At 63.6% G+C, this 21,671-nt stretch carries 24 protein-coding genes and 1 tRNA gene; 14 read left to right on the top strand and 11 right to left on the bottom strand.

Translation table 11 applies throughout. The annotated features are described in order from the left end of the window. Positions 1 to 51: 51 nt before the first annotated feature. The 4 genes from rplK to AUR04nite_RS13450 form a co-directional block, all read right to left on the bottom strand. Positions 52 to 483 carry a 50S ribosomal protein L11 gene (gene rplK / locus AUR04nite_RS13465; RefSeq protein WP_141365928.1) on the bottom strand — a complete coding sequence of 144 codons (432 nt, stop codon included), beginning with the start codon at positions 481 to 483 and terminating at the stop codon, positions 52 to 54. 127 nt (positions 484 to 610) lie between these two features. Continuing rightward, positions 611 to 1,432 (bottom strand): transcription termination/antitermination protein NusG, encoded by an 822-nt coding sequence (gene nusG, locus AUR04nite_RS13460; RefSeq protein ID WP_141365925.1) that lies wholly within the window; start codon positions 1,430 to 1,432, stop codon positions 611 to 613. A 73-nt stretch (positions 1,433 to 1,505) separates the two neighbouring features. After that, positions 1,506 to 1,754, bottom strand: a complete 249-nt coding sequence (secE, locus tag AUR04nite_RS13455) for a preprotein translocase subunit SecE (RefSeq protein WP_141365923.1) — start codon at positions 1,752 to 1,754, stop codon at positions 1,506 to 1,508. 117 nt (positions 1,755 to 1,871) lie between these two features. Continuing rightward, positions 1,872 to 1,944 (bottom strand) — tRNA-Trp (locus AUR04nite_RS13450). Positions 1,945 to 2,205: 261 nt separating this feature from the next. Here AUR04nite_RS13450 and AUR04nite_RS13445 point away from each other — a divergent pair. Then, entirely contained in the window at positions 2,206 to 3,405 is a 1,200-nt protein-coding gene (locus AUR04nite_RS13445) for a pyridoxal phosphate-dependent aminotransferase (protein WP_141365921.1), read from the top strand. A gap of 89 nt (positions 3,406 to 3,494) precedes the next feature. Here AUR04nite_RS13445 and AUR04nite_RS13440 read toward each other — a convergent pair whose 3' ends face one another. Then, the gene (locus AUR04nite_RS13440; RefSeq protein ID WP_407646705.1) at positions 3,495 to 4,163 is read right to left on the bottom strand and encodes a LuxR C-terminal-related transcriptional regulator; all 669 of its coding nucleotides are present in this window, start codon (positions 4,161 to 4,163) and stop codon (positions 3,495 to 3,497) included. Beyond that, entirely contained in the window at positions 4,160 to 5,428 is a 1,269-nt protein-coding gene (locus tag AUR04nite_RS13435) for an ATP-binding protein (protein ID WP_141365918.1), read from the bottom strand. The genes AUR04nite_RS13440 and AUR04nite_RS13435 overlap by 4 nt, the downstream gene beginning before the upstream one ends. A gap of 126 nt (positions 5,429 to 5,554) precedes the next feature. Here AUR04nite_RS13435 and AUR04nite_RS13430 point away from each other — a divergent pair, with 126 nt between their 5' ends. The 4 genes from AUR04nite_RS13430 (at position 5,555) to AUR04nite_RS13415 (ending at position 8,706) form a co-directional block, all read left to right on the top strand. After that, complete coding sequence (locus AUR04nite_RS13430; RefSeq protein ID WP_141365915.1) at positions 5,555 to 6,901, top strand: PspC domain-containing protein; 1,347 nt, start codon at positions 5,555 to 5,557, stop codon at positions 6,899 to 6,901. 13 nt (positions 6,902 to 6,914) lie between these two features. Continuing rightward, positions 6,915 to 7,163: a hypothetical protein gene (locus AUR04nite_RS13425; protein ID WP_141365912.1), complete on the top strand. Its 249-nt coding sequence runs from the start codon at positions 6,915 to 6,917 to the stop codon at positions 7,161 to 7,163. Positions 7,164 to 7,211: 48 nt separating this feature from the next. Beyond that, the gene (locus tag AUR04nite_RS13420; protein WP_141365909.1) at positions 7,212 to 7,454 is read left to right on the top strand and encodes a PspC domain-containing protein; all 243 of its coding nucleotides are present in this window, start codon (positions 7,212 to 7,214) and stop codon (positions 7,452 to 7,454) included. A gap of 223 nt (positions 7,455 to 7,677) precedes the next feature. Then, a complete protein-coding gene (locus AUR04nite_RS13415) occupies positions 7,678 to 8,706 on the top strand; it encodes a 6-phosphofructokinase (protein ID WP_141365906.1) in 1,029 nt (342 codons plus the stop codon). Positions 8,707 to 8,781: 75 nt separating this feature from the next. On the opposite strand, the gene ygfZ is transcribed toward AUR04nite_RS13415, so the two are convergent. The 3 genes from ygfZ to AUR04nite_RS13400 all read right to left on the bottom strand — a co-directional run bounded on the left by ygfZ (position 8,782) and on the right by AUR04nite_RS13400 (position 11,504). After that, complete coding sequence (gene ygfZ, locus AUR04nite_RS13410) at positions 8,782 to 9,864, bottom strand: CAF17-like 4Fe-4S cluster assembly/insertion protein YgfZ (RefSeq protein WP_174787887.1); 1,083 nt, start codon at positions 9,862 to 9,864, stop codon at positions 8,782 to 8,784. A 2-nt stretch (positions 9,865 to 9,866) separates the two neighbouring features. After that, positions 9,867 to 10,481 (bottom strand): FABP family protein, encoded by a 615-nt coding sequence (locus AUR04nite_RS13405; protein WP_141365903.1) that lies wholly within the window; start codon positions 10,479 to 10,481, stop codon positions 9,867 to 9,869. A 282-nt stretch (positions 10,482 to 10,763) separates the two neighbouring features. After that, positions 10,764 to 11,504 (bottom strand): hypothetical protein, encoded by a 741-nt coding sequence (locus AUR04nite_RS13400; RefSeq protein WP_141365900.1) that lies wholly within the window; start codon positions 11,502 to 11,504, stop codon positions 10,764 to 10,766. A gap of 127 nt (positions 11,505 to 11,631) precedes the next feature. Here AUR04nite_RS13400 and AUR04nite_RS18350 point away from each other — a divergent pair, with 127 nt between their 5' ends. From AUR04nite_RS18350 to asd, 9 genes are all read left to right on the top strand, one after another. After that, positions 11,632 to 12,300, top strand: a complete 669-nt coding sequence (locus AUR04nite_RS18350) for a response regulator transcription factor (protein ID WP_141365898.1) — start codon at positions 11,632 to 11,634, stop codon at positions 12,298 to 12,300. Between the two features lie 50 nt (positions 12,301 to 12,350). Next, the gene (gene mshD / locus AUR04nite_RS13390; RefSeq protein ID WP_141365896.1) at positions 12,351 to 13,307 is read left to right on the top strand and encodes a mycothiol synthase; all 957 of its coding nucleotides are present in this window, start codon (positions 12,351 to 12,353) and stop codon (positions 13,305 to 13,307) included. Positions 13,308 to 13,391: 84 nt separating this feature from the next. Continuing rightward, complete coding sequence (locus tag AUR04nite_RS13385; RefSeq protein WP_141365894.1) at positions 13,392 to 15,608, top strand: RNA degradosome polyphosphate kinase; 2,217 nt, start codon at positions 13,392 to 13,394, stop codon at positions 15,606 to 15,608. Further along, complete coding sequence (locus AUR04nite_RS13380; RefSeq protein ID WP_307723235.1) at positions 15,608 to 16,615, top strand: NUDIX hydrolase; 1,008 nt, start codon at positions 15,608 to 15,610, stop codon at positions 16,613 to 16,615. The genes AUR04nite_RS13385 and AUR04nite_RS13380 overlap by 1 nt, the downstream gene beginning before the upstream one ends. Before the next feature lie 114 nt (positions 16,616 to 16,729). Further along, positions 16,730 to 17,062, top strand: coding sequence for a GNAT family N-acetyltransferase (locus tag AUR04nite_RS13375; protein ID WP_141365892.1), 333 nt, complete (start codon positions 16,730 to 16,732; stop codon positions 17,060 to 17,062). 60 nt (positions 17,063 to 17,122) lie between these two features. Continuing rightward, entirely contained in the window at positions 17,123 to 17,926 is an 804-nt protein-coding gene (locus AUR04nite_RS13370) for a thymidylate synthase (protein ID WP_141365890.1), read from the top strand. Continuing rightward, a complete protein-coding gene (locus AUR04nite_RS13365) occupies positions 17,923 to 18,486 on the top strand; it encodes a dihydrofolate reductase (protein WP_141365888.1) in 564 nt (187 codons plus the stop codon). Before AUR04nite_RS13370 ends, AUR04nite_RS13365 begins: the two co-directional genes overlap by 4 nt. Positions 18,487 to 18,494: 8 nt before the next feature. Continuing rightward, a complete protein-coding gene (locus tag AUR04nite_RS13360; RefSeq protein ID WP_141365886.1) occupies positions 18,495 to 18,722 on the top strand; it encodes an NF038396 family protein in 228 nt (75 codons plus the stop codon). A 112-nt stretch (positions 18,723 to 18,834) separates the two neighbouring features. After that, entirely contained in the window at positions 18,835 to 19,953 is a 1,119-nt protein-coding gene (gene asd, locus AUR04nite_RS13355) for an aspartate-semialdehyde dehydrogenase (protein WP_141365885.1), read from the top strand. Positions 19,954 to 20,030: 77 nt separating this feature from the next. Here the strand turns inward: asd and AUR04nite_RS13350 are convergent, their stop codons facing one another. Both AUR04nite_RS13350 and AUR04nite_RS13345 read right to left on the bottom strand, forming a co-directional pair. After that, positions 20,031 to 20,576: a GNAT family N-acetyltransferase gene (locus tag AUR04nite_RS13350; protein ID WP_141365883.1), complete on the bottom strand. Its 546-nt coding sequence runs from the start codon at positions 20,574 to 20,576 to the stop codon at positions 20,031 to 20,033. A gap of 33 nt (positions 20,577 to 20,609) precedes the next feature. Further along, positions 20,610 to 21,671 carry a UDP-N-acetylmuramate dehydrogenase gene (locus tag AUR04nite_RS13345; protein ID WP_141365881.1) on the bottom strand — a complete coding sequence of 354 codons (1,062 nt, stop codon included), beginning with the start codon at positions 21,669 to 21,671 and terminating at the stop codon, positions 20,610 to 20,612.

Below are 21,671 nucleotides of genomic sequence, written 5' to 3'. Positions count from 1 at the left end.
GATTGAATTCTTTGGTGCCGTTCACCCAAGGGTGAATGACCGAAGGCGTTATTAGCCCTCTACGGTCACGCCCATGGAGCGAGCGGTGCCGGCGATGATCTTTGCTGCAGCAGCCAGATCGTTAGCGTTCAGGTCAGCCATCTTCGAGGTAGCGATTTCCTCTACCTGAGCCTGGGTCAGGTTGGCAACCTTGTTGGTGTGCGGAACACCCGAACCCTTAGCAATGCCAGCAGCCTTCTTGATCAGCTCTGCTGCAGGTGGGGTCTTGGTGATGAAAGTGAACGAACGGTCTTCGTACACGGTGATTTCAACTGGAATCACGTTACCGCGCTGCGCCTCGGTGGCAGCGTTGTAAGCCTTGCAGAATTCCATGATGTTGACGCCGTGCTGGCCAAGCGCTGGACCGATTGGAGGAGCTGGGTTAGCAGCACCTGCCTGGATCTGCAGCTTGATGAGTCCGGTGACCTTTTTCTTTGGGGCCATGTCGGGTCCTTCTACTCTTGCGGTTCCCACAGCACAGGAGCGTGGTGCGGGGGTTGGCTGTCGTGGCGCGACAGCCGAACGCGCCCGCACCTCAAAAGCAATTGAAGTGGGGCACGAAGACTTAATACTACTGGATCTTGGTGACCTGGTTGAAGTTCAAGGTCACTGGGGTCTCGCGTTCGAAGATCGAAACGAGCACTACCAGCTGCGATGCGTCCAGCTTGATCTCGGAGATCGTCGCCGGCATAGTTTCGAACGGACCGTCGTTGACGATGACCGATTCGCCGACCTCGAAGTCCACGGTGACCTCGGTGATTGGAGCACGGCCAGGCTTTGCAGCGGACGGCTGTTCCACCGGATCGATCACGGTGTGCTCAAGCATGGAGAACACTTCGTCCAGGTTCAGCGGGTTCGGATCATGGGCGTTGCCAACGAAGCCGGTGACGCCTGGAGTGTGTCGAACAACACCCCACGAAGCGTCGGTGAGCTCCATACGGACCAAAACGTAGCCCGGGATGCGCACGCGGCGGACGATCTTGCGCTGGGTGTTCTTGACCTCAACGACTTCTTCCATTGGAACCTGGATCTCGAAGATGTAATCTTCCATGTCCTGGGTCTGGATGCGGGTTTCGAGGTTGACCTTGACGCGGTTCTCGTAGCCTGCGTAGGTGTGGATGACAAACCAGTCGCCTGGAAGACGGCGCAGCTTGGTGCGGAATTCTTCCTTCAGCTTTGCAACCTTGGCGGCAGGATCTTCTTCCTGATCCTGTTCTGCTTCGGCTTCTGCGTCATCTGCAGCATCCTCTACGGATTCTTCAACAGGTTCGGTGGCCTCTACGGTTTCGTCGAAGTCAACCAGCTCGGTTTCCTCCACCTGATCGCCGGCGGCTTCAACGAACTCGTTTTCGACCTCGTCACTAATCTGCGGTTCGAGTTCCTTGTCGGACACTGCGGATCCTGCTTTCTTTGACTGGATGACACTAAAATTGCCTCGGAGCGATTATACCGCCGAGGCAATCAAATTACTGTTCTACTTGCCGTGTGAACAGGAGGATCGAACCCTGTCCGAAAACGAAGTCGAACGCCGTGACAATTCCGATAACTACCAAAACGAATGCCAGAACGACTAGGAAGTAGTTCACCAGTTCGCTGCGGGTTGGGGTAACAACCTTTTTCATCTCGGAAATTACTTGGCGCAAGAACAGAATGATGCGGGCGAAGAAGCCCTTCTTCTGCTGACCCTTGCCAGAGTTATATGCAGCGTCTGTCACGTTGCTCCTCGTTTCAATTTTTTTGGCCAGTTGAAACAATCACGGTGTGTCGCAGCCGATGACGACCACAACACACCGTGACGTGAGATTCTCGCTGAGCGATTTATCGCTACTGCGCAGGGCAGACAGGACTCGAACCTGCAACCTGCGGTTTTGGAGACCGCTGCGCTACCAATTGCGCCACTACCCTTTAGAGCATTGCTCCCGTTGAAAGATCTTACCGGACTTGGCGCTTTCGCGTTTTCGCCGGCTGCCTTTGCAACGAGAAATAACTCTACGCAACGAAATCCAAAATGTCGAACTGGCGGCATCCAGTGTGGCGCAGAACGCATTTTTTGCCGATTCAAAACGTGTTGCTAGGTCATTTTCCTGCAGCGTGATTCGATCGACAGCTGTGGGATCTAGACTGGAAGCATCAGCAACCCTCGTAGACTTCAGGATGAAATTTTCTATGTCCAGAATCTCTCGCCGCATCGGCGCTATTTCCGAATCAGCCACCCTCGCAGTTGACGCCAAAGCCAAGGCGTTGAAGGCGGCGGGCCGCCCAGTGATCGGATTCGGCGCTGGTGAGCCAGACTTCCCCACTCCGGACTACATCGTCGAGGCCGCAGTTCAGGCGGCCCGCGATCCGAAGAACCACCGCTACTCCCCCGCAGCAGGTCTTCCAGAGCTGCGCGAAGCCATCGCAGCGAAGACCCTCCGCGACTCAGGATACGAAGTATCGGCATCCCAGGTTCTGGTGACCAACGGCGGCAAGCAGGCCGTGTACAACACCTTCGCCACCCTGCTGGATCCAGGGGACGAGGTCATCGTCCCTGCTCCCTACTGGACCACCTATCCAGAGGCAATCCAGCTGGCCGGCGCCAAGCCGGTGGAGATCTTTGCAGGCCCAGAGCAGGGCTACAAGGTCACCGTCGAGCAGCTGGAATCGGTACTGACTGAACGCACCAAGATCCTGCTGTTCGTTTCCCCGTCGAACCCTACCGGCGCCGTGTACACCCCGGAGCAGGTTCGCGAGATCGGCCTCTGGGCTGCCTCCAAGGGCCTGTGGGTTGTCACTGACGAGATCTACGAGCACCTGACCTACGGCGATGCATCCTTCAGCTCCATCGCCACGCTGGTTCCAGAGCTGGAAGACCGCGTGGTCATCCTCAACGGCGCAGCAAAGACCTACGCCATGACCGGCTGGCGCGTGGGCTGGATGATCGGCCCGAATGACGTCATCAAGGCCGCCACCAACCTGCAGTCCCATGCCACCTCCAACGTTTCCAACGTGTCCCAGCGCGCGGCGCTGGCCGCGGTGGCAGGCCCGTTGGATGCGGTCAATGAAATGAAGCTTGCCTTCAACCGCCGCCGCCTGGCCATCGTCGAGGGCCTGAACTCCATCAACGGCCTGCACTGCCCAACCCCGGATGGCGCATTCTACGCCTACTCCGATGTCCGCGAACTGCTGGGCAAGGAAATCCGCGGCGTCGTGAACAACACCAGCGCCGAACTGGCGGCCTTCATCCTTGAACAGGCCGAGGTTGCTGTAGTTCCAGGCGAAGCTTTCGGCCCTTCAGGCTACATCCGCATGTCCTACGCACTGGGCGACGCAGATCTTGCAGAAGGCGTACAGCGCATGATCTCGCTGTTGAACGAAGCCAAGTAGCTTCAGCGCTAGGCCACCAACCAAAGGCTGGGCCCCGGAACGTCGAGTTCCGGAGCCCAGCCTTTGGCGTTTCCCCGCCAGCTGCCGCGCTAGAGGATTTTGCGCTCCACTGCCCAGCGGGTCAGTTCGTGCCGGTTGGACAGCTGCAGCTTGCGCAGCACATTGGACACATGGGATTCGACGGTCTTGACCGAAATAAACAGCTCCTTGGCGACTTCCTTGTAGCTGTAGCCACGGGCGATCAGCTTCATGACCTGCAGCTCGCGGTCGGTGAGCAGGTCAAGCTCCTCGTCGATTTCGGCAATTGACGCGTTCGAGCCGAAGGCATCCAGGACAAAACCCGCAAGCCGCGGCGAGAACACCGCATCGCCGGAGGCCACCCGGCGCACCGCGTCCGAGATCTCTTCACCGGAAATGCTCTTGGTGACATATCCGCGGGCGCCGGAGCGGATCACCAGCACCACGTCCTGGGCGGCGTCGGAGACGCTGAGCGCCAAGAACTTGGTCTGCGCGAAAAGGTGAGCGCAGGCCTTGAGCACTTCGGCTCCGCCTCCGCCCCGGCCGCCGGGCAGGTGCACGTCAAGCAGCACCACATCGGGCCGCTCGCGCTCGATGACCTCTATTGCCTGTTCCACGCTGCCTGCCTCGCCGACAATCTCCAGATCATCGGCCAGATCTGCGCGCAGGCCCGATCTGAAGATGGCGTGGTCGTCAACCAGTACAACCCGGTAGCCTGCTTCTGCTGCTTGATTCATCATGCTTTCTTGTCTTCTTGTTCCGCCAGCCGAGGCATGCTCAGCTGGACCTCCGTGCCGTCTTCGCCGCTGCGGATTTTCGCGGTGCCGCCAGCCCTGCTCATGCGCCGCAGGATCGATTCGCGCACCCCGTGCCGGTCATCGGGGATCGCGTCCATGTCAAAACCTGCGCCGCGGTCCCTGATGAACACTTCCACCTCGGTCTGCGTGCAATCGATAAACACCGAGATCTTGCCCTCCGCATGCTTGGCGGCGTTCATCATCGCCTCGCGGGCGGCCGCCACCAGCGATTGCTGGCCTGCGAAGACCTCTGCGGAGCCCGCAGAAATCACGTCGATGTCGCGCAGCATCAGCTGCTCGATATTCTCCGCTTCATGCTGGATTTCCACCACAACATTTTCTTCATCCAGGTCCTGCTCGCCGTAGAGCCACTGGCGCAGCTCGCGTTCCTGGACCCTGGCCAAGGTGCGCACCGCCGCAGGCTCTTCGCTGCGCTTTTGGATGACCGCCAGGGTCTGCAGCACCGAATCATGCAGGTGCGCGGCGAACTCGGCCCGCTGGGCCGCGGCCTGGCGGCTGCTGCGCTCGGCGAGGAAGTCGCGCCAGAGCTTGGCGCCCCACGGCAGCATCACCACCGCGGCGCCCGCCAAAATCCCCACGGCGGTCAGCAGACCGCCGAACAGGTCCGAGGTGCTTACCGTCCCGCTCAGGATGGCCAGCAGCCCGCCGATGACCAGCAGCAGCCCGACGCTGAGCCGGATGGCCAGGGAGGTCCTGGCCCTGCGGTCGTTCTTGGCATCGCTCTGGTCCACCTGCATCCAGGCCAGCAGCACGCCGGCGGCGATGCCGATGCACGGCCAGATCAAATCCCAGCGGATGTCCCAGCCGGCCCACTGTCCCCAGGCAAGCACCGCGAGCACCAGCATCGACGCCCCGATCAGCGCATCGCGCCAGCGGCCCATCCCGGCAGCGTTCTCGCGGGCGGCGAACAGCCCCTGCTGCACCCGGGACATCTCCTCGGACAGGGTGCGGCTCCTGGTCCCCCAGGAGCGCTCTTCATCCGCCTGCGCCTCGGCGACGCTGGGCGTGAAGACCCACAGCCAGCCGTAGAGCAGCGCGCCTACTCCGCCCAGTACGCTCAAGGCGATGAATCCCACGCGCACATAGTTCACCGGAACGTCCAGGTGCTCGGCCAGTCCCCCGCAGACGCCGGCAATCATTCGATTGTCGCTGCGCACAATGTCATGCCGAGGTGTTGGGGTCTGCATAGGTATAAGTCAAGCACGAAAACACCGATTACGTAGGGAATCTAGGGGTTGGCCCGGCTACCCCTAGGCAAAGATCAGGGTAGCCCCTCATAGCGGCCGGGGCGGCGCCTGCGGGAAAATTGATGCATGAGCAACCAGAGACCAGCATCCGGCGGCGGCTTCTTCAGCCAGATGCGCAAGACGCAGATTGTCCGCCAGGATTCACAGTGGCTGGGCGGGGTGTCCGCCGGCATCGCCCAGCGCTACAACATCGACGTGGTGCTGGTGCGCGGCGTCGTCGTCGCGCTGAGCATCCTCGGCGGCCTGGGCCTGGTGCTCTACGCCTTGGCGTGGGCCCTGCTGCCCGATGCCAAGGACCAGATCCACCTGGAGCAGGCGCTGGCCAAGAACTGGACCAGCGGCATGACCGGATCGGTCGTCATGCTCGCCATCGGAGTCTTCCCCGCCCCCTGGTTCCTGGACACGATCGCCCCGGTGCTCTGGCCCGTGGTGATCGTGGCGGCGGTGCTCTTCGTGGTCTTCTCCCGCCGCAACACCAAGTTCGAGAGGCCTAATAAGGCCAGCTCCTCTTCCGGGCCGCAGGGCTTCAGCGCGGCGGCCCCATCCGCCGGGGCCAGCGACGAGGACCTGACGGTGCACGGCAGCATTGTCGAAAAGAACTGGAGGAGCGACCAGCAGTCTTTTAGCGCACGGGCCTCGGCACAGAGCACCGAGCCGAAGCCCGCCCAGCAGCCAACAGCACCCAATGACTTTCAGGAGTACACCATGGGATCCCAGTACCAGGCACCGAGCGATCCTCTGCAGCCTGGCAGCGAGCCGACCGGCTCCTATGACTACACCAGCCACAACCCTGCACAGCAGGCCAAGGCGGAGCGCAAAGCGCGGCTGGCGCCCCCGGTTCCGGGCTGGGCCGCCACCACGGTGGTGGGCCTGACCGTCCTAGTGGTTGCCGGGGTGCTGGGCCTTGACTACCTGGGCATCATGGATCTTCCGGGCAGCGGCTGGGGCATCGCACTGGCCGCCGGGCTGCTGATCGTCGGATTGTGCATCGTGCTCGCCTCTGCCGCCAAGCGCACCAGCGGAGGGCTGCTTGGGCTCGCCATCCCGCTGCTGGTGCTGACGCTGATCTTCGGCAACAACATCGGCTCCTCCACCGATGCGGCGCCGGACAGCACGGACTCCGGCCGCTCCTACAGCGCGGTGTTCAGCAACTCGACAATTGACCTGAGTGACATGTCGGGAATCGCCGAAAACACCACGGTGGACGTCAGCTCCGTCTTCTCCAAGGTGGACCTGAAGCTGCCGCCGATGGTGAAGGTCAAGGTGCTGAACAACGGCGTCTTCATCTCCGACCTGGACGGGGAACTGCCACAGGACCGCTACTCGATGTCCGAGCAGACCCCGACCCTGACAGTCAACGTCACCGGCGCCTTCTCCAGCATCGACGCTTCCGTCTACACTCCGAACTCTTAAGGAGCCTAAGGTAATGAACACTCAACCCACCCGTGAAACGAAGTTCCCCACCGGAACTCTGGTCTTTGGACTGATCCTGATGGTCATTGCCGCGGTCTCGCTGAGCAAGAACCTCTTGAACTGGAGTCTGGACACGCCATTGCTGTTCATCGGAGTGTTCGCCCTGGCCGGCATCGTCATGATCGTCTCGGGCATCACCTCTGCCCTGCGCCGCAGCGAACGCAGCGACAAGATCCCGCCGCCGGCGAACCCCAACTTCTAGATCCACTGCGACAACCAGATCCCACCCGACAACCACCAAGGAAAAACCATGGACAAGTTCTTCAATTCCCTCCGCTCGATGCCGCTGCGCCGCGGCCCGGCCCGCATGGCAGGCGGCGTGGCAGGCGGCATCGCCGACAAGTTCGGCTGGGATGTGACCATCGTGCGCATCATCATGCTGGTCTCCTTCCTGCTTCCGGTGCTGGGCATCGGCGCCTACATCGTCGCCTGGCTGCTGATCCCGGCTCAGGACGACACCATCATCCTGCAGAAGTGGCTGCGCAAATTCTAGGATGCGCAGCGCGGCGCTCCGGGCGGGCTCATCTGCGGCTTTGGCCGCGGGCGAGCTCGCCCTTGTGGCGTTAAGCACGTACACTTAAACTCAAAGTCGATGCTCAATGGCGCGCGAAATCGAGTCGGATCCATACGGGAACCGCTGCCACGCTGCTATGGGTCTGAGCACCGACCTCCGCAGCCAGGTGGCAGCGCATCCCATCCTTAGCAAGCGAGGGTAAATGCGCATTGGAATCATGACCTCCGGAGGCGACTGCCCCGGCCTGAACGCCGTCATCCGCGGAGCAGTGCTCAACGGTATCAAGAGCTACGGCCACGAATTCGTGGGCTTCCGCGACGGCTGGCGCGGGGTCAAAGAGGCAGACTTCTTTGAACTGCAGCGCAGCGCCGTGCGCGGCATCTCCAAACAGGGCGGCACCATCCTGGGCACCTCCCGCACCAATGCCTTCGAGGGCGAGGACGGCGGGGCCGAGAACATTGCGGCAATGCTCGCCAAGAACAACATCGACGCGCTGATCGCCATCGGCGGCGAGGGAACCCTGGCCGGGGCCCAGCGCCTGTGCGAAGCGGGGCTGCCGATCGTCGGGGTGCCCAAGACCATCGACAACGACCTGGACGCCACCGACTACACCTTCGGCTTCGACACCGCGAACCAGATCGCGGTGGAGGCCATCGACCGGCTGCGCACCACCGGAGATTCGCACCACCGCTGCATGGTCGCCGAGGTCATGGGCCGCCACGTGGGCTGGATTGCCCTGCATGCGGGCATGGCCTCCGGAGCCCACGCCATCTTGATCCCGGAGGTCTCCACCTCCATGGACCAGATCTGCCAGTGGGTCAACGAGGCCCACGAACGCGGCCGCGCCCCGCTGGTCGTAGTGGCCGAGGGCTTTGTGCCCGAAGGCATGGAGGAGGCCTTCTCGGTGCGCGGGCTGGACACCTTTGGCCGGGCCCGGCTGGGAGGCATTGGCGAAATGCTGGCCCCGCTGCTCGAGGAGCGCACCGGCATTGAAACCCGCGCCACGGTGCTGGGGCATATCCAGCGCGGCGGCGTGCCAACTGCCTTCGACCGGGTGCTGGCCACCCGGCTGGGCATGGCCTCGGTGGATTCGGTCAGCGAAGGCGCCTGGGGCACCATGGTGGCCCTGCACGGCACCAAGGTGAACCGCATTCCACTGCGCGCGGCGCTGAACAACCTCAAGCGGGTGCCGCTCGAACGCTACAACGAGGCGAGCATCCTGTTCGGCTAAAGCTGCGGCAGACGCGAAAATGCCCTGGATCCATCGAAGGATCCAGGGCATTTCCAGTCTGCGGCAGATGCCTGGCTAGGCGCCGGGCGGGGTGCGCAGGAAGCCGGTGAAACGGCCCGCGACCTGGCCTGCGTCGGTGGCGACGATGACCTGCTGGGCCGCCGGGTAGACGCTGTCCCCGTCAACGACCGAGAGCACCTCTCCCGGATCCACGTTGCGCTTGATGACGCCCAGGGCGATGGGCCCCTCTTCAAAGTGCAGCGCAGCGGAGGTCACGCGCCCCACGGTGCGCTCCCCCAGCTTGATCTCGGAGCCCTCCGCCGGCAGGGTGTGCATCGACCCGTCGAGGTCAAGCAGCACGATGCGCCGCGGCGGGTGGCCGATGTTGTGCACGCGGGCGATGGTTTCCTGGCCCTTGTAGCAGCCCTTGGACAGGTGCACCGAGGTGCGCAGCCAGTCCAGCTCGTGCGGAATCGTCTTGTCGTCGATTTCTGCGCCGAAGCGCGGCTCCCAGGCGGCGATGCGCAGCGCTTCGACTGCCATCATGCCTGCCAGCTGCTCTTCGCCGGCTGCCTGCTCCAGCTCCTCCAGCTGAACGATGTGCAGGAACCAGGGGCGCTCGGCGCCCGGGTGGTCTTCGCGCGAATACGCCCAGCCCCCGGCGCTGACGCCGGGCCACGGATCCTGCCAGACCAGCTGGCCAGCCGTGGGGATTTCGCGGGTGGCGGCAAGCACGCCGTGGGTCGCCGACAGGTTCTTCACCTCGACGCGCAGCATAAAGCGCATGGAGTTCAAGAACTCTTCCAGCGCGGCCCCGCGTCCCGGCTCCACGATCAGCAGCAGCCTTTCGGCGCCGACCAGCACCTTCATCTCGTGTTCGATGCGGCCCTGGACCGAGAGCAGCAGCGCCTGGGTGCTGGCACCCGGTGCAAGGCTGTTGATCCGCTGGCTGCTGAGGGTGTCGAGCCAGCTTTGCCGGTCGGCTCCTGAAATTTCAAGCACGTCGAAGTGCGACAGGTCGGCAATCGCCTCGCCCCTGAACAGCCGGCGCGCTTCGCGGGTCGGCGCCCCATAGTGGGCCGCCACTCCGGCGTCCACGCCGCCTGCCTCCACAGCGCCTTCGCGCTGCAGGAGAATTGAACGGTAGTTTTCGCTCATCGTCAGTTCGCCGCTTCGCTGCCTGCCACGCGCTTGAGCGCGGCTGAGGCGTGGGCCTGCAGGTCCATGTTTCCCTCGGAAACATCCCAGCGCCAGAACAGTTCACCGTTGACCAGCCCGTAGATGCGGGTGGACGAGGCGTACTGCTTCGCGTGCTTGCTGCGCAGCAGCCCCTCGGTGGCCAGCTGAACGCGCGGGCCGTTGATCAACCCGTAGTACAGCTCGGAAACGCCGCCGGGGCGCACAATATGCGCCTGAATGTTGAACCCGTCATCGGTGTGCAGCTCCTGGACATCCTGTGCCGAACGCAGCACCGGGAAGATGTCGCCGGGCATCATGCCAGGGCCTGCATCCGCCTCGTGCTGTTCGCGCGCCAGGGACCAGAATCCGGTTTCGATGGTCAGCAGGCGCAGCTTGTTGCCCTGCTCATCGGCAAGCCACGATTCGCTGCGGTATTCCAGGTAGGGCGCCCCGCTGTCGCGGAAGACAACCTGCTGCCAGAAGTATTCGTCGTCGGCCTCGCCCTCGCCCAAACGACCCATGCCTTCCCAGGTGCCAATCAGCCACGCAAAGGGGACAAGTTCGGGGGTGAGGTCTGTTGGAAGCTCAAACGCCATGGGCTATTCGCTCCTTTTGAAAGTCGGCAAATAAAAACAGCGCACACGTTCTCGTGTGCGCTGTCAGTTATTTCTGGCCCTGGAACAGACGCTTGACGACCAGTCCGGCGAATCCGGCCATTCCCAGTCCAGCGATGACTACGAGGGCCTGGAAGAAAATCTCGAGTGCAAGGTAGTTTTCATTCATGGCTTCATCTTAGCGCGAGCTAAGTTCTCCTTGCGACATCTGCGTCCAAATCATGGTGATCAAACTGCCAGCGGTTGATTTGCTAGCCGAAATGTTCAGCCGAAATGCAATAATTCAACGGCGTACCAACTGGTCGCGCCCGAGATTAAGATCATGCCCACGGCCACCGCCAGCACCCCGGTGAAGTTCTTCACGCTGCGCGTGGACAGCGCCATCGCTCGAATCGCCGCAACCAAAATGCCGGCAACCAGGCCGATCACAGCCCCCTCGTACCAGGCCATGCCCAGCGGAAAGGCCGTCGCAGCGGCGCCCAGCGCGCCGGCCGCCAGCGGACCGAAGCCCAGGGTGATGCGGTTGGGCAACCGCGTCATCGCAAAAACACCCGAACCCAGCAGGCCGAGCACGGTGACCAAGGCCAGTGGGAACCCAAAGCTGGTAGTTCCGGCGGCCGCCCATGAGGAGCCGAGCACGGCCATCACCACGCCGGTGGTTCCAGCCACCACGGAGGACATGCGCCCCTGGGCTTCCGCGCCGCGCTGCACCTGGCTGATGAACACCAGCAGCACGCCGGCGGCGATGACCTCGATACCGTGGGACATCGGCGAATCGCCGGGCATGAAGAGCGTGGCGGCAGTGGCCGCGGCGGAACACAAGACCAGGATGGCGCTTAGCGCCCACCGTGCGTGCGCGCCGACAAGCCGGGGCCAGGCATAGGCGAATACCAGCTGCAGGACCAGGGCGGCCGCGCCCATGGCCCAGTCGACCGCCCCGATGCCTGCAGCACCCAAAAGCAGGGCCGAAGCGAGCAAACCGCTCAGTAGTACCTTGATTCTCAAACTTAGATTCCTGACCATTGTGTCGACGCACCTGTGTCTTCACATGCGCGCACCAACTGTTCCATTCCTTATACTGTCACACGTAAAAACGATTTTTTAGCAACCATCTGGCAGGGGGTCTTAGGCTGTGGCGCACCTACTGCTGCTGACAAATCATTCTGAGAACGCCTCCGAAGTGCTTCCGGCGCTGGAATTGCTGCTCCACGAGATCACCTGCCTTCCGGCGCGGACCGAGTCACTGGCCCAGCTGGCGGAGGTCCAAGGAGTCATCCTCGATGCCCGCACCGATCTGGTGGCGGCCCGCTCCCTGGCACAGGTGCTGCACTCGACGGTGAAGCTTCCGCTGCTGCTGGTGCTGGGCGAGGGCGCGCTGAGCATCGTCAACGCCGAGTGGCACTGCACCGACTTCATCCTTCCCACCGCGGTCCCCGCAGAGCTGGAGGCCCGCATCCGGCTCATGCTCGCCGCCGCAGCGCCGGAAGCTGAAGAGCCGGTGCAGATTTCACACCGGCTGGGGCTGGTGATCGACGAGCTGAGCTATACGGCGAAAATAGATCACCGGGTGCTGGATCTGACCTATAAGGAATTCGAGCTGCTCAAGTACCTTGCGCAGTTCCCAGGACGCGCTTTCACCCGTGAACAGCTGCTGCATGAAGTGTGGGGCTACGACTATTACGGAGGCACCCGCACGGTCGACGTCCATGTGCGCCGCCTACGCGCAAAACTGGGCACCGACCACGAACAACTGATTGGAACTGTCCGTAACGTGGGGTATCGATTCCACACCGAGCAATAACATTTCTCCATCTGTAGCGAGTCGCGGCGCCGAGCGGATATCGTGTGAGCATGAGTGAACAGCCGCAGAACACCGTGTCCCTTCTCAAGGTCCTTGGCGAGCTGGAACAGCAGACGCTGGCCGAGGTACGTAATTTAGCAACTGCCGCCCTGGAAGCCGACGGCAATCCGCCGCTGAGCGACCAGACGCTCGTAGCCCTGGGCTCCGAGGCTTCCGATGATTCGGTGATCTCGCTGCTGGCCCAATCCGGCCGCGGCGCAGAATCGCATATCAGCGGCATCATCGTGGCCATCCGCGACGAAGGCTCCGGCCGCTGGGTCGTGGAGCTGGTGGTCCATCCGGCGGACCGCGGCACCGGCATCGGGCGCCAGCTGCTCCAGGCGCTGGGCGGCGAAATCGACCTGGCGCAGATCAACACCTGGGCCCATGGCGACCATGAAGCCGCACGCAAGCTGGCTGAATCCATCGGGCTGTCCCGGGTCCGCGAACTGTACCGGATGCGCCGCGAAGGCACCGACTCGCTGGAGGAACCGGTGCTGCAGCGCGGACTGAGCGTGCGCACCTTCCGCGTGGGCGAGGACGAGTCGGCATGGCTTGAAGCCAATGCGCGGGCCTTCGCCCACCACCCTGAACAGGGTTCGCTGAGCCTCGCGGACCTGGACGCGCGGATGAACGAGAGCTGGTTCGACCCCTCCGGCTTCTTCCTGGCCTTCGACCCGGATGAGCGGCTGGTCGCCTACCACTGGACCAAGATCCACCCGGCCTCCGCCGACGCGGTGCGCCCCATGGGCGAGGTCTACGTCGTGGGCGTGGTGCCCGAGGCGCAGGGCCTGGGCCTGGGCCGGGCGCTGACCATCACCGGCATCAACTACCTGCTGGAGCAGGGCGTGGATCCGGTGCTGCTGTATGTGGATGCCGACAATGAACCGGCGGTCAAGCTCTACCGTTCGCTGGGCTTCACGCTATGGGATGCCGACATCATGTACGGCCCCGAACAGATAGACTAATACCAATGCGCGGTCCCGGTGCGCCGGGGCCGCCCAATTTCGCCGTACTTGGCCTCCACTTGCAGGAAGAAGTGAGTTCAGCACATGACAACCACCCCGAAGCAGCCACCAGCACAGTTGCGGGATGTCCCTTCTTCAAAGGTCAACGAGGACCGCATCGAACCGGCCGGCTCCCTGCCTGACCTGCACCCCGAAGGCGGCTTCGAGAACGAGCGCTTCCTGGACCGCGAGCTGAGCTGGCTGCACTTCAATGCCCGCGTCCTGGAACTTGCCGAAGACCCCGACCTGCCGCTGCTGGAGCGGGTGAACTTCCTGTCGATCTTCGCCTCAAACCTCGACGAGTTCTTCATGGTGCGCGTGGCGGGCCTCAAGCGCCGCATCGCCACCGGCCTGGCGGTGCCCGCCGCCAACGGCATGAACCCCATCGACCAGCTGGAGCTGCTGCTGACCAGCGCCCACGAGCTGCAGACCCGCCATGCCAAGGTCTACTCGGATTCGGTGGCCCCCGACCTTGCCTCGCACGGCATCCGCATCACCGGCTGGGATGACCTCTCCGCCGCCGAGCAGAAGACCCTGTCCGAGTGGTTCGTCGCCCAGGTCTTCCCGGTGCTCACCCCGCTGGCGGTGGACCCGGCGCACCCCTTCCCCTACATCTCCGGGCTCTCGCTGAACCTTGCGGTGGTGGTGCGCAATCCGCTGACCGGCAAGGAGCTGTTCGCCCGCCTGAAGGTGCCGGACACCATCTCCCGGCTGATCAGCATCGACGGCCCGCGCGCAGCGCATTCATCGCACCGCTCAGCGCGCTTCATCGCGCTGGAAGACCTGATCGCTGTGCACCTTGAGCTGCTCTTCCCCGGCATGGAGATCGTCGAGCACCACTTCTTCCGCGTCACCCGCAACGAGGACCTGGAAGTGGAAGAGGACGACGCCGAGAACCTGCTGCAGGCCCTGGAAAAGGAGCTGCTGCGCCGCCGCTTCGGCCCTCCGGTGCGCCTTGAAGTGGTGGATGACATCAACCCGCAGATCATGGACCTGCTCACCCGGGAACTGGGCGTGGAAGAGGACGAGGTCTTCAAGCTTCCGGCCCCGCTGGACCTGCGCGGCATGGGCGTGATCGCAGGGCTTGACCGCACCGAGCTGCACTACCCCAAGCATGTGGGCCATACCTCCCGCTTCCTGAACGAGTCGGAGACCGCCAAGGCCGCGAACGTCTTCGCCGCGGTGCGCCGCCGCGACATCCTGCTGCACCACCCCTATGACTCCTTCTCCACCTCGGTGCAGGCCTTCCTGGAACAGGCGGCCGCGGATCCCAAGGTCATGGCCATCAAGCAGACCCTGTACCGCACCAGCGGCGACTCCCCCATCGTCGATGCGCTGATCGACGCCGCGGAGGCCGGCAAGCAGGTGCTGGCACTGGTGGAGATCAAGGCCCGCTTCGACGAGCAGGCGAACATCACCTGGGCGCGCAAGCTGGAGCAGGCGGGCGTGCACGTGGTGTACGGCATCGTGGGCCTGAAGACCCATTCCAAGCTCTCCCTGGTGGTGCGCCGCGAGGGCGACAAGCTGCGCCGCTACTGCCACATCGGCACCGGCAACTACCACCCGCGCACCGCCCGCTACTACGAGGACTTCGGCCTGCTCACCAGCGACGACGAGGTCGGCGAGGACGTCTCGAAGCTGTTCAACCAGCTTTCGGGCTACGCCCCGCGCTCCACCTACAACCGCCTGCTGGTCGCGCCGCGCTCGGTGCGCACCGGACTGCTGGCGCACATCGAGCAGGAGATCCGCAACGCCCAGGCCGGGGTGGACGCCAAGGTGGTCATCAAGGTCAATTCCATCGTGGACGAGGCAATCATCGACGCCCTCTACCGGGCCAGCCAGGCCGGGGTGAAGGTGGACGTGATCGTGCGCGGCATCTGCGCGCTGCGCCCGGGAGTCCCGGGGCTGAGCGAGAACATCCAGGTCCGCTCGATCCTGGGCCGCTTTCTGGAGCACAGCCGCGTGTTCATCTTCGCCAATGCCGGGGACCCGCTGGTGTACATCGGCTCCGCGGACATGATGCACCGCAACCTCGACCGCCGCGTCGAGGCGCTGGTCTCGCTGAGCAATGAGGAAGACATCGCCGACGTGATCTCGCTGATGGACCGCTATGTGGACGACGGCACCGCCTCCTGGCACCTGAACGCCGACGGCCAGTGGGACCGCCACTACAAGGACGAGGAGGGCAATCCGCTCTCCGATGTGCAGTTCTGGCTGATCCAGGACCACTTCCAGCGGCGAAACAGCGGGCGCAACAGCTAGTGAATGAATCCAAAGCCCTGGACGCCGTGGAACGCGTGCGCGAACTGCACCGTTCCTGCGACGCCGAGGAAATACGACTAGGCAGCTTCGACATCATCGCCGCCGGGGCCATCCCCTGGCGGCTGGTCGACGGTTCCCTGCAGGTATTGCTGATCCACCGCCCCAAGTACAACGACTGGTCCTGGCCCAAGGGCAAGCTCGACGAGGGCGAGTCAATTGCCGAATGCGCGGTGCGCGAGGTCGACGAGGAGATCGGGCTTCAGATCACCCTGGGACTGCCTCTGGCCGCCACCACCTATTCGGTGCGCCAGCGCACCAAGGTGGTGTACTACTGGGCGGCCAAGGTCGCGCCCGGCACCGCCATCAGCCCCGACGGCGGCGAATGCGACGCGGTGCAGTGGGTGGCTGCTAAGCAGGCGGCGCAGTTCCTGACCAACCCGGCAGACAGCGCTCCGCTGGCAGACCTGGTCGCCGCGCACAAGGCCGGACACCTGGCCGCCAAGCCCTTCCTGCTCATCCGCCATGCCAAGGCCAAGCCGCGCGGCAAGTGGACCCGGGCGGAGGGCGAACGCCCGCTGGCCGCCACCGGACGCCGGCAGGCCCAGGCGGTCGCCCGGCTGCTGGAGGCCTGGAAGCCGGGCCACGTGGCCTCCTCGCCGTGGATGCGCTGCGTGCAGACCGTCGCACCCTATGTCTCCGCCCATGCGCTGAAGCTGAAGTCCATCCGCGCGGTCACCGAGCATGCGGCCAACCGGCATCCCAAGGCCGCAGCCCGCGCGGTGCGCAAGCTGCTGGAGAAGAACCGCTCCCAGGTGCTGTGCACCCACCGCCCGGTGCTGCCCCTGGCCTTGAAGGTCCTGGCCGGCCACAGCTCCAAGCAGGTGGCCCGGGTGCTTCCCGAGGCTGACCCCTACCTTGAGCCCGGGAGCCTGATTGTGGCGCACCACCTGCCAGGGTCCAAGGAGCGGATCATTTCCCTTGAGGTGCACACCCCGTACCACGATTAGCGGCTCGTTCGTTCAGAGCATTGCCGCTAGTCATTGCATCTATTGGCGATTGCGGCTATGACTGTTAACTAAGAAGGTTCGCCGCGCGGGCGGCCAGGGAGAAAGGGCCGGATCATGAGCGCTCATCAGCCGCAGCAGCCAGTGGAAAAGATCGTGCACCAGGGGCTGCGCCTTGACCATGAAGAAGACCGCGGACGCTATGCCCTGTGGCAGGGGCCCACCTACGTCGGCTTCATCGGCTACCACCGCGAAGGTGATGTGGCGACCATCCAGCACACCATCGTCAATGAGGAATTCGGCCGCCGCGGCTACGCCCGCGCGCTGGTCACCCTGGTGCTTGACCAATTGCGCAGCGAGGGCGTGAAGATCGTCCCGGAGTGCAGCTATGTCCAGGACTACCTGCGCCGCTACCCCGAGTACCAGGACATGGTGGTCGCCGCCGGCTAGCGGCAGTGGCCTGGCTTACCTTCGGGCCGGAGAAAACCTGTGGTGCACTAAACTGTTGGGGTGAGCATTCTGACCCCGTATGAAGACCTCTTGCGCGACGTTCTGGAGAACGGAGCAGCCAAGGAAGACCGCACCGGCACCGGCACCCTATCGGTGTTCGGACGACAGATCCGCTTTGATCTTTCCGAATCCTTCCCGCTGGTCACCACCAAACGCGTGCACTTCAAGTCGGTGGCCGCCGAGCTGCTGTGGTTCCTGCGCGGCGAATCCAATGTGAAGTGGCTGCAGGACCAGGGCGTGCGCATCTGGAACGAATGGGCCGACGAAAACGGCGAACTGGGCCCGGTCTACGGGGTGCAGTGGCGCTCCTGGCCCACTCCCGACGGCGGGCACATCGACCAGATTTCGCAGCTGGTGACGTCGCTGAAGGAGAACCCCGACTCGCGCCGCCACATCGTCTCCGCTTGGAACGTTGCAGAAATCCAGAACATGGCACTGCCGCCCTGCCATGTGTTCTTCCAGTTCTACGTGGCAGACGGCAAGCTCTCCTGCCAGCTCTACCAGCGCAGCGCAGACATGTTCCTGGGCGTGCCCTTCAACATCGCCTCCTATGCGCTGCTGACCATGATGCTTGCCCAGCAGCTGGACCTGGAGCCTGGCGAGTTCATCTGGACCGGCGGCGACGTGCACATCTATACCAACCACCTTCAGCAGGTGCGCGAACAGCTTTCCCGCGAACCCTACCCCTACCCGAGCCTGTCCTTCGCTTCGAAGCCTGCCTCGATCTTCGACTACAGCCTCGATGACTTTGTCGTCAACGGCTACCAGCACCACCCGACTATCAAGGGAACCGTCGCCGTATGACCCCGGACCCACGCCACGCCGCCACACCCGCAACACTGGTGGGAGCCATCTGGGCCCAGGCCAAGAACGGCATCATCGGCGCCAACGGCACCATGCCCTGGCATGTTCCAGAAGATCTGGCGCACTTCAAGCGCACCACCGCAGGCCACCCGGTGATCATGGGCCGCACCACCTGGGATTCCTTCCCCGCCAAGTTCCGCCCGCTGCCCGGCCGCGAGAACATCGTGCTGACCTCGCAGCAGGACAAGCACGATGAGCTGCGCGAGGCTGGCGCCCTGCCGGTGGCAAGCCTTGGCGAAGCTTTGGCCTTGGCCAAGACCTGCAAGGGCGGCGAAGAAATCTGGATCATCGGCGGCGGCAAGGTCTACGCGCAGGCCATGGACCTGCTCGACGTTGCCGTGGTGACCAAGCTGGACCTGGACGTCGATGGCGACACCCGCGCCCCGGTGCTCGACGCCAGCTTCACCGCTGGCGCCTGCGAGCCGGAGAATCCCGCCTGGCTGGAATCATCCACCGGCACTCGATACCGTTTTGAAACCTGGCTGCGCACAAAGGACTGACACCGCCAATGAAAAAATACATCGCTGACCTCAAACAGCACTCAGAGGCACTGTTTGTCCTCGGCTACATGCTTTTCCCATTGCTGGCGTTGGTCGTCGCGGTGCTTGGATTCTTCCTGGTGCTGGGCGGCCACAAGATCTTCGGCATCATTCTGCTGTTCGTCCCCACCCAGATCTTCATCTTCAGCGCCTATTGGGCGATCAAGAACCGCAAGCTGCTGCTTGAGGAGAAGTAGTACTTTCGCTTCGCCGAATCACACTCGAACCCTGCTGGGGCTCGGGTGTGATTCTGCTTTAACTCCTGTAACGAACCGGGGCCAAGGACCTGATTCCACCTACCATGGAGACATGACTTCATCTGTTGGTTTTGTTGGTTACCGTGGCATGGTTGGTTCCGTGCTGATGCAGCGCATGCTCGAAGAGGGCGATTTTGCGCAGATTGATCCAGTGTTCTTCTCCACGTCCAATGCCGGCGGCAAGGCCCCGGCATTCGCCGAAGGCGCAGACGCTCTGCAGGATGCCTATGACATCCAGACACTGGCCAAGCTGCCGATTATTGTGACTGCCCAGGGCGGGGACTACACCACCAAGGTGCACAGCGAACTGCGCAAGGCAGGCTGGGACGGCCTGTGGATCGACGCGGCCTCCACCCTTCGCATGAACGACGATTCGGTGATCGTGCTCGACCCGATCAACCGCAATGTCATCGACCAGTCGCTGACCGCTGGAGTCAAGGACTTTATCGGCGGCAACTGCACCGTCTCCTGCATGCTCATGGGCTTGGGAGGCCTGTTCAAGAACAACCTGGTCGAGTGGGGCACCGCAATGACCTACCAGGCGGCTTCCGGTGGCGGCGCACGCCACATGCGCGAACTACTCACCCAGTTCGGCGACATCAACTCCTCGGTGGAAACCGAACTTGCCGACCCGGCCAGCGCCATCCTAGAGATCGACCGCAAGGTGCTTCAAACCCAGCGCGGCGGCCTCGATGCTTCCCAGTTCGGCGTGCCGCTGGGCGGCTCGCTGATCCCATGGATCGACTCGGACCTGGGCAACGGCCAGTCCCGCGAGGAGTGGAAGGCAGGAGCAGAAACCAACAAGATCCTGCAGACCAGCGGCAGCCACCACATTGCCATGGACGGGCTGTGCGTGCGCATCGGCGCCATGCGCTCGCACTCGCAGGCGCTGACCCTGAAGCTGAAGGAAAACCTTTCGGTCTCCGAGATCGAAACCCTGCTGGCAGAAGACAACGAATGGGCCAAGGTGGTCCCGAATGAAAAGGAAGCCACCGTCGAGCAGCTGACCCCGGTGGCGGCCTCGGGCACCCTTGACATCCCGGTGGGCCGCATCCGCAAGCTGGAGATGGGCCCGGAGTACATCTCCGCATTCACCGTGGGCGACCAGCTGCTGTGGGGCGCTGCGGAGCCGATCCGCCGCATGCTCGCCATCGCGCAGGGCCGCCTCTAAACAAGCAGAGCGGGCCAGAAGCACAAAGCATAGCGCCGGCGTTCGAACACATTATTCGAACGCCGGCGCTATCGCAATTAAGGTGCAGCTGGCTCCGCAGCAGCCCATTCATCGCGCAGCAGCGAATACAGCAGCTGGTCATGCCACGCTCCGCCGCGCCACTGGGCTTGGCGGACGGTGCCTTCCAGCGTGAACCCCAGGGATTCCAGCACCCGCTGTTCTGCAATGTTCTCGGCGGCCGTTGTTGCCTGGATCCGGTGCCGCGGATAGTGGGTGAACAGGTAGTCGACCAGCAGGCGCTGGGCAGTGGTCCCGATCCCTTGTCCTCGGTAGTCGGCGAAGATGCCCACCGCGATTTCCCAGCAGGCCGAGGTGTTCGCCCGGCCCCAGGTGGTGCTGGTGAACCAGTCGACCTTCCCGACGATCTCATCCTGGAAGGCAATGGCCAGCGCGCCGTCCTGGGCGCCGATGAACTGGTCCTGGGCCAGCCTGGCGCGCAGCTTGGCGGTGTTCCAGAAGCCGAACCACTGGGATTCGCCGGCGCCTTCAAGGCACTGGAACTGCGACTCGATTTTCACGATGTCTGCATCCACGAGTTTTCGCAGCGCAACTTCCCCGGCCATCTGTTCCCGCTTTTCTTCGCTTGTTCTGTGCTGCTAGAGGCTCAGCCCGATCAGCAGCGGCTCGTTCACCAGCTTAATGCCGAAGCGCTCCTGCACCCCGGCACGCACCGCACGGGCCACCGCAAGAATGTCCTGCGCACTGGCCTCCCCGCGGTTGGTAATGGCAAGGGTATGCTTGGTGGACAGCGACGCCCGGCCGCCGGCCAGCTCAAACCCGTCCGTGCCTTCCAGCCCATAGCCCTTGGCGAACCCCGCCTGGTCGATCAGCCAGGCGGCGGAGAGCTTGACCATCCCAGGCTCGGCCACTGGGTAATTCGGCGCGTTCTGCGGCAGCTGTTCCAGGATCCCCTGTTCCACAATCGGGTTGGTGAAGAAGGAGCCCGTGGAGTGCGAGTCAGCATCCTTGGCCTCGTACACCATGCCCTTGGAGCGGCGAAGATCCAGCACCGTCTGGCGGACCTTGGCCGCTTCGGCGCTCTGCCCTGCCTCCACCCCGAGGCGGCGGGCGAGCTCCGCATAGCGGATCGGCGCAGAGGACTCGCTGCGCGCCAGCGTGAAGGCGACCTCAAGCACCACGTAGCGCGGCGAACCGTCAACGCTGGTCTCCTTGATTAGCGAATGGCGGTAGGAAAAGTCCAGCTGCTGGTTATCCAGCATCATGACCGCGCCTTCGCGGCGGTCCCATACCCGCGCCCAGGCAAGGCTCTGCGAGACGTCGGCGCCATAGGCTCCGACATTCTGCACCGGGGTGGCGCCGGCGCAGCCGGGAATGCCGGACAGCGCCTCCAGGCCGCTCAAGCCCTCCGCCAGGGAATACTCGACCACCGCATCCCAGTTCTCGCCGGCGGCCGCGAGCAGCAGCACCTTGTCCTCCCCCAGCTCTTCGAGCCGGATGCCGCGGGTGGCAATCTGGACGGCGGTGCCTACGTAGCCTGCGTCGGCGATGACCAGGTTGGACCCGCCGCCGATCAGCAGCACCTGCTCGCCGCGGGCGTCCGCCTGCTGCACAGCCTCGATGAGCTGTGCTTCGGTATCGGCGCGCACCAAGCGCTGTGCCGGGCCGCCGACGGCGGTGGTGGTCAGGTTCTTGAGCAT

The organism is Glutamicibacter uratoxydans (genome assembly GCF_006539925.1).
Lineage (GTDB): Bacteria > Actinomycetota > Actinomycetes > Actinomycetales > Micrococcaceae > Glutamicibacter > Glutamicibacter uratoxydans.
The sequence above is the reverse complement of the archived record's forward strand: the minus strand, read 5'-3'. Positions and strand labels throughout refer to the sequence as shown.

What these genes read in the sequence shown, in the direction of transcription:
- rplK (WP_141365928.1), bottom strand. Translation starts at nt 483, where the DNA reads ATGGCCCCAAAGAAAAAGGTCACCGGACTCATCAAGCTGCAGATCCAG.
- AUR04nite_RS13425 (WP_141365912.1), top strand. Translation starts at nt 6,915, where the DNA reads ATGAACACTCAACCCACCCGTGAAACGAAGTTCCCCACCGGAACTCTG.
- asd (WP_141365885.1), top strand. Translation starts at nt 18,835, where the DNA reads ATGACTTCATCTGTTGGTTTTGTTGGTTACCGTGGCATGGTTGGTTCC.
- AUR04nite_RS13435 (WP_141365918.1), bottom strand. Translation starts at nt 5,428, where the DNA reads ATGCAGACCCCAACACCTCGGCATGACATTGTGCGCAGCGACAATCGA.
- ygfZ (WP_174787887.1), bottom strand. Translation starts at nt 9,864, where the DNA reads ATGAGCGAAAACTACCGTTCAATTCTCCTGCAGCGCGAAGGCGCTGTG.
- AUR04nite_RS13430 (WP_141365915.1), top strand. Translation starts at nt 5,555, where the DNA reads ATGAGCAACCAGAGACCAGCATCCGGCGGCGGCTTCTTCAGCCAGATG.
- AUR04nite_RS13375 (WP_141365892.1), top strand. Translation starts at nt 16,730, where the DNA reads ATGAGCGCTCATCAGCCGCAGCAGCCAGTGGAAAAGATCGTGCACCAG.
- AUR04nite_RS13415 (WP_141365906.1), top strand. Translation starts at nt 7,678, where the DNA reads ATGCGCATTGGAATCATGACCTCCGGAGGCGACTGCCCCGGCCTGAAC.
- AUR04nite_RS13440 (WP_407646705.1), bottom strand. Translation starts at nt 4,163, where the DNA reads ATGATGAATCAAGCAGCAGAAGCAGGCTACCGGGTTGTACTGGTTGAC.
- AUR04nite_RS13345 (WP_141365881.1), bottom strand. Translation starts at nt 21,671, where the DNA reads ATGCTCAAGAACCTGACCACCACCGCCGTCGGCGGCCCGGCACAGCGC.
- AUR04nite_RS13420 (WP_141365909.1), top strand. Translation starts at nt 7,212, where the DNA reads ATGGACAAGTTCTTCAATTCCCTCCGCTCGATGCCGCTGCGCCGCGGC.
- AUR04nite_RS13350 (WP_141365883.1), bottom strand. Translation starts at nt 20,576, where the DNA reads ATGGCCGGGGAAGTTGCGCTGCGAAAACTCGTGGATGCAGACATCGTG.
- AUR04nite_RS13445 (WP_141365921.1), top strand. Translation starts at nt 2,206, where the DNA reads ATGTCCAGAATCTCTCGCCGCATCGGCGCTATTTCCGAATCAGCCACC.
- AUR04nite_RS13405 (WP_141365903.1), bottom strand. Translation starts at nt 10,481, where the DNA reads ATGGCGTTTGAGCTTCCAACAGACCTCACCCCCGAACTTGTCCCCTTT.
- mshD (WP_141365896.1), top strand. Translation starts at nt 12,351, where the DNA reads ATGAGTGAACAGCCGCAGAACACCGTGTCCCTTCTCAAGGTCCTTGGC.
- AUR04nite_RS13360 (WP_141365886.1), top strand. Translation starts at nt 18,495, where the DNA reads ATGAAAAAATACATCGCTGACCTCAAACAGCACTCAGAGGCACTGTTT.
- AUR04nite_RS13385 (WP_141365894.1), top strand. Translation starts at nt 13,392, where the DNA reads ATGACAACCACCCCGAAGCAGCCACCAGCACAGTTGCGGGATGTCCCT.
- AUR04nite_RS13365 (WP_141365888.1), top strand. Translation starts at nt 17,923, where the DNA reads ATGACCCCGGACCCACGCCACGCCGCCACACCCGCAACACTGGTGGGA.